The organism is Fibrobacter sp. UWH1 (genome assembly GCF_002210365.1).
GTDB lineage: Bacteria > Fibrobacterota > Fibrobacteria > Fibrobacterales > Fibrobacteraceae > Fibrobacter.
In genome coordinates, this window is record NZ_MWQG01000002.1 from 134,239 (window position 1) to 147,505 (window position 13,267).

15 protein-coding genes and 1 tRNA gene are annotated in these 13,267 nt (G+C 48.8%); 11 read left to right on the top strand and 5 right to left on the bottom strand.

From position 1 onward, the window contains the following. Positions 1–12 precede the first annotated feature (12 nt). From rimI to B7992_RS01675, 3 genes are all read right to left on the bottom strand, one after another. Entirely contained in the window at positions 13–456 is a 444-nt protein-coding gene (gene rimI, locus B7992_RS01665; protein ID WP_073159926.1) for a ribosomal protein S18-alanine N-acetyltransferase, read from the bottom strand. A gap of 18 nt (positions 457–474) precedes the next feature. Continuing rightward, on the bottom strand, positions 475–1,122 hold the full coding sequence (gene tsaB / locus B7992_RS01670) for a tRNA (adenosine(37)-N6)-threonylcarbamoyltransferase complex dimerization subunit type 1 TsaB (protein ID WP_073284775.1): 648 nt from the start codon (positions 1,120–1,122) through the stop codon (positions 475–477). A gap of 175 nt (positions 1,123–1,297) precedes the next feature. Then, positions 1,298–2,332: a D-alanine--D-alanine ligase gene (locus tag B7992_RS01675; RefSeq protein WP_073159930.1), complete on the bottom strand. Its 1,035-nt coding sequence runs from the start codon at positions 2,330–2,332 to the stop codon at positions 1,298–1,300. 264 nt (positions 2,333–2,596) lie between these two features. Here B7992_RS01675 and B7992_RS01680 point away from each other — a divergent pair, with 264 nt between their 5' ends. After that, positions 2,597–3,517, top strand: a complete 921-nt coding sequence (locus tag B7992_RS01680) for an NAD(P)-dependent oxidoreductase (RefSeq protein WP_088665457.1) — start codon at positions 2,597–2,599, stop codon at positions 3,515–3,517. A gap of 117 nt (positions 3,518–3,634) precedes the next feature. Here the strand turns inward: B7992_RS01680 and purF are convergent, their stop codons facing one another. Further along, the gene (purF, locus tag B7992_RS01685) at positions 3,635–5,020 is read right to left on the bottom strand and encodes an amidophosphoribosyltransferase (protein WP_073159934.1); all 1,386 of its coding nucleotides are present in this window, start codon (positions 5,018–5,020) and stop codon (positions 3,635–3,637) included. 244 nt (positions 5,021–5,264) lie between these two features. Beyond that, a complete protein-coding gene (locus B7992_RS01690; RefSeq protein WP_254917578.1) occupies positions 5,265–6,140 on the bottom strand; it encodes a geranylgeranylglycerol-phosphate geranylgeranyltransferase in 876 nt (291 codons plus the stop codon). A 107-nt stretch (positions 6,141–6,247) separates the two neighbouring features. Here B7992_RS01690 and B7992_RS01695 point away from each other — a divergent pair, with 107 nt between their 5' ends. From B7992_RS01695 to B7992_RS01740, 10 genes are all read left to right on the top strand, one after another. Continuing rightward, positions 6,248–6,625: a desulfoferrodoxin family protein gene (locus B7992_RS01695; RefSeq protein WP_073236767.1), complete on the top strand. Its 378-nt coding sequence runs from the start codon at positions 6,248–6,250 to the stop codon at positions 6,623–6,625. Positions 6,626–6,718: 93 nt separating this feature from the next. Then, entirely contained in the window at positions 6,719–7,048 is a 330-nt protein-coding gene (locus B7992_RS01700) for a hypothetical protein (RefSeq protein ID WP_073159940.1), read from the top strand. After that, positions 7,038–8,303: a ribosome small subunit-dependent GTPase A gene (rsgA, locus tag B7992_RS01705; RefSeq protein WP_088665459.1), complete on the top strand. Its 1,266-nt coding sequence runs from the start codon at positions 7,038–7,040 to the stop codon at positions 8,301–8,303. The genes B7992_RS01700 and rsgA overlap by 11 nt, the downstream gene beginning before the upstream one ends. 1 nt (position 8,304) lies before the next feature. Next, positions 8,305–8,712, top strand: coding sequence for a hypothetical protein (locus B7992_RS01710; RefSeq protein ID WP_088665460.1), 408 nt, complete (start codon positions 8,305–8,307; stop codon positions 8,710–8,712). Next, positions 8,709–9,338: a hypothetical protein gene (locus B7992_RS01715; protein ID WP_073159946.1), complete on the top strand. Its 630-nt coding sequence runs from the start codon at positions 8,709–8,711 to the stop codon at positions 9,336–9,338. Before B7992_RS01710 ends, B7992_RS01715 begins: the two co-directional genes overlap by 4 nt. After that, positions 9,328–9,969, top strand: a complete 642-nt coding sequence (locus tag B7992_RS01720) for a nicotinate-nicotinamide nucleotide adenylyltransferase (protein WP_073159948.1) — start codon at positions 9,328–9,330, stop codon at positions 9,967–9,969. The genes B7992_RS01715 and B7992_RS01720 overlap by 11 nt, the downstream gene beginning before the upstream one ends. Before the next feature lie 190 nt (positions 9,970–10,159). Beyond that, positions 10,160–11,152 carry an RluA family pseudouridine synthase gene (locus B7992_RS01725; RefSeq protein ID WP_088665461.1) on the top strand — a complete coding sequence of 331 codons (993 nt, stop codon included), beginning with the start codon at positions 10,160–10,162 and terminating at the stop codon, positions 11,150–11,152. Positions 11,153–11,243: 91 nt separating this feature from the next. Next, positions 11,244–11,316: transfer RNA gene (locus tag B7992_RS01730), tRNA-Asn, on the top strand. A gap of 84 nt (positions 11,317–11,400) precedes the next feature. Continuing rightward, entirely contained in the window at positions 11,401–11,799 is a 399-nt protein-coding gene (locus B7992_RS01735; protein ID WP_073159952.1) for a hypothetical protein, read from the top strand. A 32-nt stretch (positions 11,800–11,831) separates the two neighbouring features. Continuing rightward, entirely contained in the window at positions 11,832–13,250 is a 1,419-nt protein-coding gene (locus tag B7992_RS01740; protein ID WP_073236755.1) for an MBOAT family protein, read from the top strand. Positions 13,251–13,267 lie beyond the last annotated feature (17 nt).

Genomic DNA, 13,267 nt, shown 5'->3' on the forward strand with positions numbered 1-13,267 from the left:
AACTCCTAATATTTAGGAACCTGTCTTGTAGAGTACAGCATCCTCTCCATCGGAATAGTACTTCTTGCGGGTGCCATAAATTTTGAAACCGTTCTTCTCGTAGAATCGTCTTGCCTTTTCGTTACCGACTCGGACTTCCAGAAAGCAACAGTCTCCTTCCGCGAAATTTAGCTGGCTGAATCCTGCGTCCAGAAGTTGCTGACCGATTCCCTTTTGCTGTTGATGGCCTTGGGTGGCGATACTTAACAATTCGGAGTCGGGGCCTAGGATATGGAAAATTGCGTAGCCGAGAATAGCTGGTTGCGGTTCGTTGTCGGATTCGTACACCAGACAGCTGGCGTAATTTGCGCGGATCTCGCTGGCGAACTGTTTTTCGTTCCATTCCTGAAACTGCAGTTCTTCCTGTATGGCAAGAACTGCTGGAATGTCTGCAATTTCCATTTTGCGGATTGACATCGATTCTCGGGTAAAACTCTATTTGAGTTTTTCGAAGTAAGATGGCTGGATGTAGTTGGCTTCCTGAATCAGACTGGGCGGAACCTTGGTAAATAGGGACGTCCACATGTTCAGAGGCTTGCCGGTGTCAAGAACGGCGGCTGCCGCGATTTCTGCAAACAGTGCGCTCAAGGTTTCATCGGCGGAGGCCGCTTCATCCACAACGACGGTCTTTACGGGATGTGCCTTAAGGCGTTCTACTACTTCGGTGGTCTCGATAAAGCTTTCTTCGGCCTTGCCATCAACTGTCTGACGTAAGTACCAGTAACCAGGGCGTGCACGGATTACCACGGCGACTTCGGCTGAATTGTCGTTACCGCCAAAGCATTCCAGAGCCTGCAAGGTACTGACTCCACAAAGTTCACGTTTGCCGCTAAAGCAAAGTCCCTGACAGAAAGCGACTCCCGTACGGAGACCGCTAAAGGATCCCGGTCCCACAGTGACTAGCACTCGCTTGATGTCGTCTAGCTTTGCGCCTACGCGGGCAAGCAGATCGTCTAGAATAGCGGATGCGGTTTCGCCACGGGCAGAAGCATCTACAGTCTCCTGGTACAATCCAGACGTGCTGTCGGATAATCCCATGGAAATCCCCTTACGGGAAGTATCTACAAAAAGATCAAGTTTCATTTGCTCTCATTTACAAAGTATGAATTATGAAGTACGAGACTAAATAATCGCGGCCTTGCCGCCTTACTTGATCTAATAATTCATAATTCGTAAGGCTAGTGTAAAGCGGAAAGGATAAAGCGTAAAGAAGAATCTATATCCTTTAACCTTTAACCTTTAACCTTTATTTATCCTCTTACCTCTTAATGTACAGGCTCTTTTCGATAATCATGTCGATGAGCTGGCTGTAGGTAATACCGTTGCAGGCGGCCTGCTGGGGCAAGAGGCTTGTGGGGGTCATGCCGGGCAGGGTGTTGGTTTCGATAGCGAACAGTTCACCGTCTTTGGTAATGCGGACGTCGGTACGGCTATAGCCGGCACCACCCAGAGCGTAGTGAGCGTTCTTCACCAGTTCCTGGATGCGTGCGGTCAGTTCCGGAGCAAATTCAGCCGGGGTCACTTCCTTACATTCGCCGTTGTACTTGGCTTCGTAGTCGAAGTATTCGCGGGTGGTCATGCGCATTTCGGTAGGCGGCAGGGGCTTTTCACCTTCGATGTAGCCGCAGCTAGCTTCGCCACCGGCAATGAACTTTTCGCAGAGGAGGCGGTTGGAATCCTTGAACAGGTCCTGGGCGATCTTGCCGGCTTCGTCAAGATCCTTGGCGATGCCGATACCGATGGAGGAGCCGCCCAGCGGGTCCTTGATGACCAGGGGGAAGCCCAGTTCGTCAGCAACACTTACCAGGGTGTCGCCAGTAAAGTCGTGCTTGAATATCACGCGGTAGGGCGGAGTGGGAATGCCGTTGGCGCGATAGATTTCCTTGGACTTGATCTTATCCATGGCCAGAGCGGAAGCCAAAAGACCGCAACCGGTGTAGGGGATACCCCAGTTTTCAAGAAGAGCCTGCACATGGCCGTCTTCGCCCCACTTGCCGTGGAGTGCCAGGAAGGCGATGTCGGCGTCGGGAAGTTCAGAAAGGGCGGGGTTCTTCTTGGTGTTGGCGGCAGTGCCTTCCAGACCGCGGAAGTAGTTCACGGAGAAGTTGTCCTTCTGGTACGGGGAAAGTTCGCGGGAAGACCAGTGCCAGGTACCATCCTTGTCGATAAGGACCGGGTGGATGTTGTATTTGTCGGGATTCATGGCGCGGACCACACCGGTACCGCTAACTACAGAAACATCATGTTCGGTGGACGGACCACCCATCAAAACGAGAACGCGCATGCGTGCCATATAAAACCTCTTGAAAATCTTACCTTGACAATGTAGTAAATATACAGTGGTTAGTGATTAGTGGTTAGTGATTAGTGGTTAGTGGTTAGTGGTTAGTGACCTGCATCCCGAAGCCCAAACCTCTAGGAGCGAAGCTCCGACCTCATACCACAAGCGAAGCGTTCCTCAAATGTCCCAATGTGTTTACGGGGGAAAACTTTTTTGCGTCCAGTTTTTTTTGTTTCTGGGTTTTGCTATGTATATTTCTAAAAAAAGAGGTAAAATATGAAGGTCTTTGTTACCGGTGGAACTGGTTTTATTGGTCACTATGTAGTCCGAGCCTTGCTTGCCAAGGGGCATGAAGTGGTTATCGCCACGCGTCATCCTAATAAGGTTCCTTCTTTACAGAAAATTCCCCAGGTTAGCTTTGTTGAATGTGCTTTAACCGACTTTGAAAAGATGGCTCAGGGCTTGGTGGGCTGCGATGCCTGTATCCATGTGGCTCTGGGGTGGGGTGAGACTCCCTCTACCATGCTGATGAACGATACCCGTGCGACCGTTAATTTGTTGGAAAGTGCGGCGGCAGCGGGGTGCAAGAAGTTTATTTATACCAGCAGTACCGCAGCCATGGGACGTATACGTCCTGTAATGCGGGAAGTAACCTGCAATCTGCCCATGGATCTCTATGGGGCTACCAAGGCCGCAGGCGAAGCTTTTGTGCTGGGATTTTCCCATGGTTACGGGGATCAGTTCCCCAAGGTGGAAATGGCTCGCAATATTATCCGCCCGGGGTATACTTTCGGTAATCCCGCTTACCCTGATGGTTGCTGCCAGCCGGACCGTCGCTTCTTCGATATCGTAAAGGCCGTCAAGGAAAACCGCGACATCAATATTATCAAGAATGATGGTACCCAGTTTATTTTTGCTGGTCATCAGGCTGAACTTTATGTGAATCTTCTGGAATCCGACTTGAATGAGGAAATCTTCCTCGGTATGTCTGAATGCTGGGTGGGCTGGAAGGAAATTGCCCAGATGGCTCTTTCTTTGAAGCCGGATTCCACTTCTAAAATTGTGGAGAAGGATTTGGGTTGGGGCGATGATCCGATTCTGTTCGATGTCAGCAAGATTAAGGATCGTTTTGGCCTAGCTTTTGATCCCCATGAACAGCTGATGGAACATGTGAAGTGGACCTTTGACCAGGTCTAGTAAAAAAAGGCTTTCCATTGGAAAGCCTTTTTAGCGTAAAGCGTTAATTAGCGTAAAGCGGAAAGGTTAAAGCGTAAAGGAATATCTTTAATCTTTCTCCTTTCGCCTATATCCTAGTTAGCCGCAGCGATTCTTGCTGGCGTCAATACCGATATAGTCGGGATAGTCGTTGTTGAAGCAGGCGGCGCAGTAGTTTTCTCCTTCGCCGGTACATTCCTTCATGCCTTCTACGCTGAGGTAGCCAAGGCTTTCTACGCCCAGCATCTTTGCGATTTCGTCGGGAGTCATGGAACTGGCTGCAAGTTCGCCCTGGCTGGGGAAATCCATGCCGAAGAAACAGGGGTGTGCTACCGGAGGTGATGCAATACGGATGTGGACTTCGAGAGCGCCTGCGTCACGGAGCATCTTGGAAAGGATCTTCAGGGTGGTGCCGCGGACGATGGAGTCTTCCACCACGCAGACGCGCTTGTTCTTGAGGACGCCTTCGATGGGGTTGAACTTCAGTTTTACCTTCTGTTCACGGACGTTTTGGGTGGGGTCAATGAAGGTGCGGCCCACGTAATGGTTACGGAGCAAGCCAATTTCAAAGCGGATGCCGCTGGCCTGTGCGTAGCCCAGGGCTGCGGTCGTTGCACTGTCCGGAACGGAAATGACGATGTCTGCGTCTACGGGACATTCCTTGGCCAGCTGCTTGCCCATCTTGCGGCGGACCTTGTCGCAGGACTGCTCGAAGATCTTGGAGTCCGGACGGCTGAAGTAGATGTACTCGAAAATACAGTGGGCTAGACGGTCCTTCTGGGTGAAACGTTCGGAATGGAGGCCGTTATTGGTAATGGTCAGGAATTCGCCGGGCTGGATATCGCGAACGTAGTTGGCTCCCAGCAAATCGAAAGCGCAGGTTTCGGAGGCCACGCACCAGGACTTGCCCATACGTGCGATGGAGAGCGGGCGGAAACCGAAGCCGTCGCGGGCCACGTACATGGTGTCCTTGCTGATGAATATCAGACAAAAACAGCCGGTGAATTTGGTAATAGCTTTCTTGATTGCTTGTCCCAAGTCATCGGCTTCTGTGCGTGCGATTTCATGAAGAAGAATTTCTGAGTCTGAGGTGGTCTGGAAGATGTGACCTTCGTTTTCCATCTCCTGGCGAAGTTCTGTTGCGTTGGTGATGTTACCGTTGTGAACTACTGCCAGCTGGCCCCACTTGCAGCTCACCAGGATGGGCTGAGCGTTTGCCAGAGTGCTTGCGCCTGTGGTGCTGTAACGAACGTGGCCGATGCAGGTGTTACCCGGGCATTCGTCTACGTTGTGTTCTTGCAGGAGGGTGGAAACCAGACCCATGGACTTACGGACGCGAATCTTGTCGCCGTCGGTCACTGCAAAGCCTGCGGATTCCTGACCGCGGTGCTGCAGAGCGTACAGACCCATGGTAACATTGCGGACTACGTTCTCGCCATTGAAAATGCCGATGACGCCGCATTCTTCATGAATTTCTTCGAGCATAACGCCTCTTTGGAAATGAAATTCCCTCTGCCTCAGGGGCCGTAGCTCACCGCATTTGGTGCAAGCAAGGGAATCAAGCGGCAAAAAAGTTAAACTCTGCCGAAAAGGACGTTAAGGGTCTTTTTTTGTTATTTTTTGACGAATTTTGCCTAAAAAAGCGGTTTTCTTTACAGATTGTGTAAAAACAAACCTTTTTTCAAGTTTGCTTTTACATTTTCTGTCACCCATATTTTGGGCTTTCGGTCTATATTGCCGTGCTGATCACCAGGGCGATTAGGCCAACAAACATGGATATCTTGACTAGCTTCTGGGATTTGCGGTAGTTCTGTTTTTGTGTCTGGATAAGAATTGTCGCAAATGTGGGGGTCAGGGTCGCCAGGGTTAGAATCAGAAAAATGGTGGAATAATATCCTTGGATCGTGGGAAGGGGGAGGAGCATCCAGGTAAAGATCAGGATGGCTCCGGCCAGGCGTCGTGCTGTAGGGGCGCCTGCGGCAATGGGGAAGGTGATGATGCCTGCCATCAGGTCGCCAGATTCGTCTTCAAGGTCCTTGTAGATTTCGCGGACGGTTGTAAGCAGGAATGCAAACATCATGGCGGGGTACAGAAATCCGAATTTCGCACTCAGGCTCATGGGTTCAATGTCGGTTTCTCTGGGGATAATCGGGTAGATGAGAGTGAGGATTAGCGGGGTCGTGCATAGGAATGCTACGGTCATATTCTTTAGCAGGGGAATGTGTTTCAGCTTCTTGTTGTAGGCGATAAGCAAAAGGACAAGAGCCGCAAAGAACGTACCCGAAATCAGGGAGTCGGCGAATCCACAGACGATTGTTAGGACAATCATGGTAATCCAGGAGGCATTGGCGGCTTTCAATGAAATTTTCCCGCTAGGTAAGGGGCGTTCAGGACGGTTCAGCTTATCGCTTTCAAAATCAAGGACATCGTTCTGGATGTTTCCAAAACCGATGGCTAGGGCAAAGCCTAGAGCTTGCAGAACAAGACTGTATGCTGGAACATCGCTGGCACCAAAATCGAGAACACCCTGCAGAAAATATCCGATGAACAAGGTCACAACGGCGATGACGATATTCACGGGACGAGTCATTTTGATTAAGGTCATGAGCATATTTGAAAGATAGAAAGATGAAAAAATGAAAATTTTCATTTATGGTCTAAAAAATGACTATTTGGTATATTATTATCGCCTTTATCCTAAGGAGGTAGAATATGGAAATGGCATTTTATCGTTGCAACGAAAGTGGCAATATTATCATCGACGTGAAAAGGAACGAGGCTCCCTCGGAATGTTTCCTGAACATGGAAAAACTTGTTCCAAATACAGTTGATGCGGCCAAGGAAAAGCATGTTCCTGTTGTGGTTCTTACTGAAAACGCAGCAAAGGTTTCCGTAGGTTCTGTTGCACACCCCATGGCCGCTGGACATTATATTCAGTGGATTCTTCTGGAACTGAAGAATGGGTATCAAATTAGATACTTGAATCCGGGAGATGCTCCGGCCTGTGTATTCCCCATACAAAAGGGAGACGAGGTTATTGCTGTGTATGAATATTGCAACCTCCATGGCCTTTGGAAAACATCCGTCTAGTGAGTGAATTGTTAAACTTTAATTTGTTGGAGCCGCACCTAGGAAGTGCGACTCTTTTTTTGCAAGAAATACTTTTATATATTTGTTTCTTGTATGGCATTTTTCACGAAAAGCAAAATAGAAGACCTGAGAAGAGAGGCTGATCAGCTTTCGATTTGTATCGAACATTTTTTGTATGCTTCGGAAATCGTCCCCGAATGGGATTATAAGACTCGAGGCTTCTACGACAACTGTATCGAAAAATGTAATGGACGTCTTAAGGCCATCCACTTCATTATGGAATCCATTCGCAGGGGCCGCCCTGTGACGGAAGCGGAATTGGATGAAGCCCGCGAACGGGAAGATTCCGATGCGGGCCTGGCGGCCAAGAAACGTGTGGAAGAAAAGAAGAACTTGAAGAACGGAGTGGCCGATGAGAAATGACCTGGGTCGAAATGTCGACTTTGATCTGGATTTCGATGCTGAAGAAGAACTGCCTCTCCGTTCTGTGCGTCCGACTCGCCGCGACCATCGCAGCCGTCGTATTGACGTGATGAAGGAACTGGAAAGCGGTGTGGTGGATGAACGCCCTATCAAGGAGCGTTACAGCCGAGAATTCAAGAAAGCGAAAATCAAGAAGGTGAAAAATCCCATCGAGAATATCGGTGAGGAAAATTGCGTAGAGGGCTTGGTTCTTGAAGTCCACCGCCGCACCTGCGAAGTGCGATTAGAGACGAAAAACGAGAAATTTGAGACGAAAGACGAAAGTAGCTCAGAATCCCTTTCTCCTTTAAACTCTCCGCTTTCCGCTAATATCGTAACGGCCATGTACCGAGCCACTACATCCAAGACTTTGGGTGAATTCCCTGCTGTGGGTGACCGCGTGCTTCTTGGGCAGGTAAATGACGCCGAAGATGAAGGCGATGGTGTCGGTTCCCAGAAGTATTGTGTGGTACGTGTCTTGCCCCGCAAGAGCGAACTGAAGCGCCCCGGTCCCCGTGATAGCTTTTACAAACAGCAGACCTTGGCTGCCAACATTGATCAGGTGGTCATTGTAGCCAGCGTAACCCAGCCGGAATTCAACTATGGTTTTATGGACCGCTTCCTGCTGGCAGCAAATTTGAATGACCTGCCTTTTGTGCTGGTTTTGACGAAGATGGACCTGCTTCCCAATGGCGAGGCCGACCTTTCTGATGATATCCGCGACTTTATGTCTATTGCCGACAAGGTGATTCCCGTAAGCGTAAGGAGCGGTGAAGGTCTTGAGGTCCTTCGTGCGGAACTGGATGGAAAGTCTTCTGTTTTCAGTGGTCAGAGCGGGGTAGGTAAGTCCACCTTGATCAACGCCTTGGTTCCTGAAGCTGAACTTCAGACTGGTGCCGTCCGTGAACGTGATGGCAAGGGCCGCCATACTACAACGTCTTCTAGTCTGTTTGACCTTCCCCTGGAAGATTTCCCAAAGGGTGGTGTGGTCATCGATACTCCGGGTATCCGTTCCATTGGGCTTATGGATATGGAAGCTGAAACCCTGGCCAAAATTTTCCCGGGTTTCTTCGATGGAGACCTGTTTACCTGCAAGTACAGCAACTGTATTCATGTCAAGGAACCGGGCTGCTCCGTGTTGGCTTCCGTTGAAAATGGATCCCTATCCCGCGCTCGTTATGCAAGCTATCTCCGTATTTTGAATTCCAAGGATTGATATGGATTTTGTGGCTAAAATAACATTGGTTGCCGCGGTCATTCTGCTGGGATATAATCTTTACCAGCTAATGACTGGTTATGAGGCTGTTTGTGACAAGGTTGAAGAATTTAAACGTCTGGCTAAGGAAAGCGAATCGGATGAGATTGCTGTTAAGCGATCTAATTTTGTGCTGACTGGCTTGATGTCCCTGACGTTTGTTTCGCTGGTCTTCTTTTCAAACTTTGCCTATTGGGTTATTGGTTTTGTTGCTGCAAAGATGGTCTGTACCGTCATTCTTTCGCACATGGAAATTGTACAGATTTTTTCGCTTTCGAAAATTGACAGAAAATTTTTTATGTGGACCAAAGTTGACGCGGCTTCGAATGTGGCTGTGGGTCTTGCTGTGGCTGTGGTGTTAGTATCATGAAAAAAATTATTGCCATTGTTCTTTTTTGTATTTCGGTTGGGCTTGCCCAAGTTGCCGGTGCTACCGGTTATACGGGGGCTTCTGGGGCCGCTGGAACTTCTGGCGCTGCCGCTGGAGGGAATGCCGAAGGTTCTGCGTCTACCACGGGAATTAGGACTCCGTTTTTCGTGGGTGCAGCCTTAGGTTTTGGTTCCGGAACTGGTGTTGGTTCTGAACGCGGCCTGGGACTTCGCCAGATAGAACCGATGGTTGGTGTCTGGTATCCGGGATTTGGCTTTGTTCGCGTGGGCTACGGCTTTTTCGATTATGAAGAATCCCTAGACGGTAAGAATGACTATGAAATTGAGCACTCCGACTTTGATGTTGTGCTGGGTATTCATCTTTTGGGCGAACTTTACCTGATGGGAACCTATTCTCGTGTAAAGGAATTGAGTGATCTCGGAGACGTTGCCTGGAATGAATGGGGTGCCGGTTTTGGAACGATACTTAACATTTTTTCGAAGACGATGCTGGTTGCCGAAGTGGAATACCGCTGGGTCCTGGATCACTTCGATCCGTTTCTCGAAAAGAACGTGAACGGAAGTCGCTTGCAGTTTAATATTGGGTTTGCCGCTTATGTCTTCTAGCAATTTTGAAAAAAATGTAGCTGTTCTGGGCGGTGCGTTTGACCCTGTTCATAACGACCACATCCGAGTTGCGAAAATTTGTCTGGAACGAGGCTTCTGCGATGAGGTATGGTTCATGCCTAGCCCCGATCGTTGGGATAAGATTCTGAATGCTAGCGCTGAAGATCGTTTTGCCATGTTGGAACTGGCCTTTGCTGGTGACAATCGTCTGGTTCTTTCCGATCTTGAAATAGAGCAGGGCGATTATCGCGGGTCTTATGTGTTCCTTATGGGGCTCAAGGAAAAATTCCCGGAAATTAATTTCCGGTTGCTGACTGGAGCTGATACTTACGAAGGAATTCCTCATTGGCGTGATCCCATGAATTTCTTTGGCACGAACTACAATGGGCACCTGTTGTTGCGTGATATCGAGTTGATTGTGTTTGCCCGCAATGGGTATCCGCAACCTGATATGAAGAAACATAAGGCTAATGGTTATGCAGATCTTCTATGGCTTGGGCCTGATGAAGGCTTTGAAGGGATTTATTCCAGTACGGCCATCCGCAAGGCTCTGTTGTGTAACGAAAAACCCGAAGGCCTGGATCCAAAGGTTTATCAGTATATCAAGGACCACAACCTGTACAGAGACTAGTTGGGAGCGAACAATTAACAATGAACGGTGAAGCGTGTGCGTGTCATTCCGAGCGGAACAACGTGGAGTCGAGGGATCTTGCAGTTTAATTATGAATTATCAATTACGAGATACAAATTAATAAGCAAGACGCCTCCGACGCGACAATACTAACTCATACCTACTTCCAACTTCCTACTACCTACTATCTATGCCCGTTCCTTCTGATATGTATTTTGAAAGCGTGGTTCAGCCGGAACATAACGGCTGGCTCTTGCTGGATTCCTTGTGCGCCCGTTTTACCTATCACAGCAGGACTGATTGGTCTGAAAAACTTTCCCGCGGTCTGGTAACGATTAATGGGGTTGTGGCTGACGAAAACTCTGTGGCTCATAAGAACGACAAGGTGGTGTACCATGTGGAAAATTACACCGAACCTGAAGTTCCTACGAACTATGACGTGGTTTTCGAAGATGACGAATTCATGGTAATCGCCAAGCCTGCCGGCGTTCCGGTTCATCATACAGGGCGTATTTTCTATAATACTTTTACCTCCATTGTTCGTCGAGGAACGGATTGCGAAACGGCGACTCCCATGCATCGACTTGATCGGGATACGGGAGGCTTGATGCTGTTTGCCAGGTATGCAGAAACCGCTGCCCGTTTTCAGAAAAATCTGGACCGAATCTTGCTGAAGAAGTTCTATATGGCGGTGGTCCGTGGGGATTTTCCTGAGGAAGCCGTTGACTGTCAGATGCCTTTACGCGAAGATCCCAATGACCACCTGCGCTTGCGCATGCACCATTTTGACGACGGAAAACCGTGTCATACGGTTTTCCGCAAGGTCGGGGCAGGGGTCGCCTCTGCCGGGAATTATTCCGTGGTTGAAGCGGAACTGATCACCGGACGAAAACATCAGATTCGCGCACACCTGTCGGAATTAGGATATCCGATTCTTGGGGACCGCCTATATAGTTTTGATGGCCGTTTTTATGAAAAAATGTCTGATGCCGTGGCAGAAGCCCGTGCCCGAGGTGAGCTGAGCAAGGAAGATGCCTTGTCCGATGAAGATTATGCGATTCTCGGGGCTAGAACCCAAATGCTGTACGCCTATAAAGCAGAAATACAGTTGCCCTACTGGAAAGAACCGCGAACTTTTGAGTGCCGGAATTTCCCAGACGAAATGAATGCCCTGGTTCCATAAAGATTTTTCACTTTTTTCGAGAGAAACCCTTGACAATAGTGCAGAATAATCTATCTTTGGCACCATCAATGAGGAAACTCACTGACCTGATTGCTTCATAGCTCAGTTGGTAGAGCCCGCGACTGTTAATCGCGTTGTCCTTGGTTCGAGTCCAAGTGAAGCAGCTTAAAAGACCCGTTCGAAAGAGCGGGTCTTTTAGTTTTTCTAAGGGGGATTTAGTTATATTTAGAGAAAAACTAAGGAGCTTTATGTTTAAGAAGTTTGCGCTTGTTCTTTTGGCTTTTGTTGCCTTTACTTTTGCCGATCCTATTTCTGTGGAAGGTCGTTTGACTGAAATTCCTGGTAAGATGCCGTCTAATGACCTGTACAGCTATGTGTATGTGTTCAAATATAAAGTTCTGGCTGTTACAGCCGGCAAATTGGATGCCAAGGAAATTCTGGTAGGTGTCTATAATCCCCTGATCGCCCGCGGTAAGGTTACCGACAAGATGGCTGACAAGGCCAAGGGTAATGTTGGCGAGTTCAAGGCCAAGGCCAAGCACAAGCTGAAGTTGATTCCTCTCGAGGGCAACTGGGATGGTGCCGTAGAAGATGAATACTTCGACGACGAAGCTCCCCGCTATCTCGCTGTAGAAGTTAACGAATAGTCCTTCGCCTCTCATACCTCATACCCTTTTTCATGGTCTTTTCTTCCCAGATATTCTTGTTCTATTTCCTGCCGACGTTCCTGGTCGGCTATTTTGTGTTGTTCAAGTTGGGTGCTAGACATTCCTACCTGAACTTTTTCATAACTGTCTTCAGTTACATCTTTTATGGTTGGCTGGAACCTTGGCTAGTGTTCTTGATGCTTGGTTCCACGCTGGTGGTGTACTATTCCGGAAAATTGATTTCTGCGGAAGGGGCTTCCCGTTTCCAGCGGAATTTTGGGCTTGGCCTTGCCATGGTGGTAAATATGGGGGCGCTGGCCTTCTTTAAATACTACATGTTCGGCATGGGAGCCATTAATACCGTTATAGAAAAGTTCGGGGGCGAACCTTTCCATGTGATGACAGTCCTGCTTCCGGTGGGTATTTCTTTCTATACCTTCCAGTCCATGAGCTACGCCATTGATATCTGGCGCGGTACTGCACCTCCTGTCAAGAACCTGGCGACCTTTGCCTGCTATGTGGCTCTGTTCCCCCAGCTGGTGGCTGGTCCTATTGTCCGCTATAATACGGTGGCCGAGGAACTGGATTCACGTACTCATACCTTGGAAAACTTTGTTCGTGGTATAATGTTCTTCTGCTTCGGTTTTGGCGAGAAAATTTTCCTGGCCAATAACGTAGGCATTATTGCAGACAGAGTATTTGCCGCCGATGCTCCGGGCGTGCTGAATAGCTGGTGGGGCGCTCTGGCCTACATGTTCCAGATTTACTTTGACTTTTCTGCCTATTCCAACATGGCCATCGGTCTTGGCTTGATGCTGGGTTTCCACTTTCCTAGGAACTTTAATGGCCCGTACAGAGCCAAGAGCATTACGGAATTCTGGAAATACTGGCATATTTCCCTAACCAGCTGGTTCCGTGACTACCTGTATATTGCCCTGGGTGGTAACCGCGTAAGCAAGGGCCGCTTGTATCTGAACCTGTTTCTGGTGATGTTCGCTAGTGGCGTGTGGCATGGCGCAAACTGGACTTTTGTCTGTTGGGGACTCTATCATGCGTTCTTCATGATTATTGAACGCGCCCATAATAAGGAAGCCTTGTATTCTCGCGCTCCGAAGCTTGTTCAGGTGATCCTGACTCAGGTGATTGTGTTGTTTGGCTGGGTACTGTTCCGTGCAGACAATATTGGCGAGGCTTTTAGGATGTGGAAATCCTTGCTTGGTCTTAATGCAGTCAGCGGAGCCGACCCGATTCTTGCTGCGGAGATATTTACACCGAGCTGCGTATTCTTTATGGGTGTGGCGGGACTTTTGTCTTTCTGGCGTTTCCGCTCATATGATTGGTGCAGTGAGATTTCTACAAAACGAGTGATTCTCGCTCTTGTAGTTTTTGTTGTGGCGGTGCTGGCCTTGTTTACGCAAAGCTATAACCCTTTCTTGTACTTCCAGTTCTAGTTCTAGCGAATAGGCGA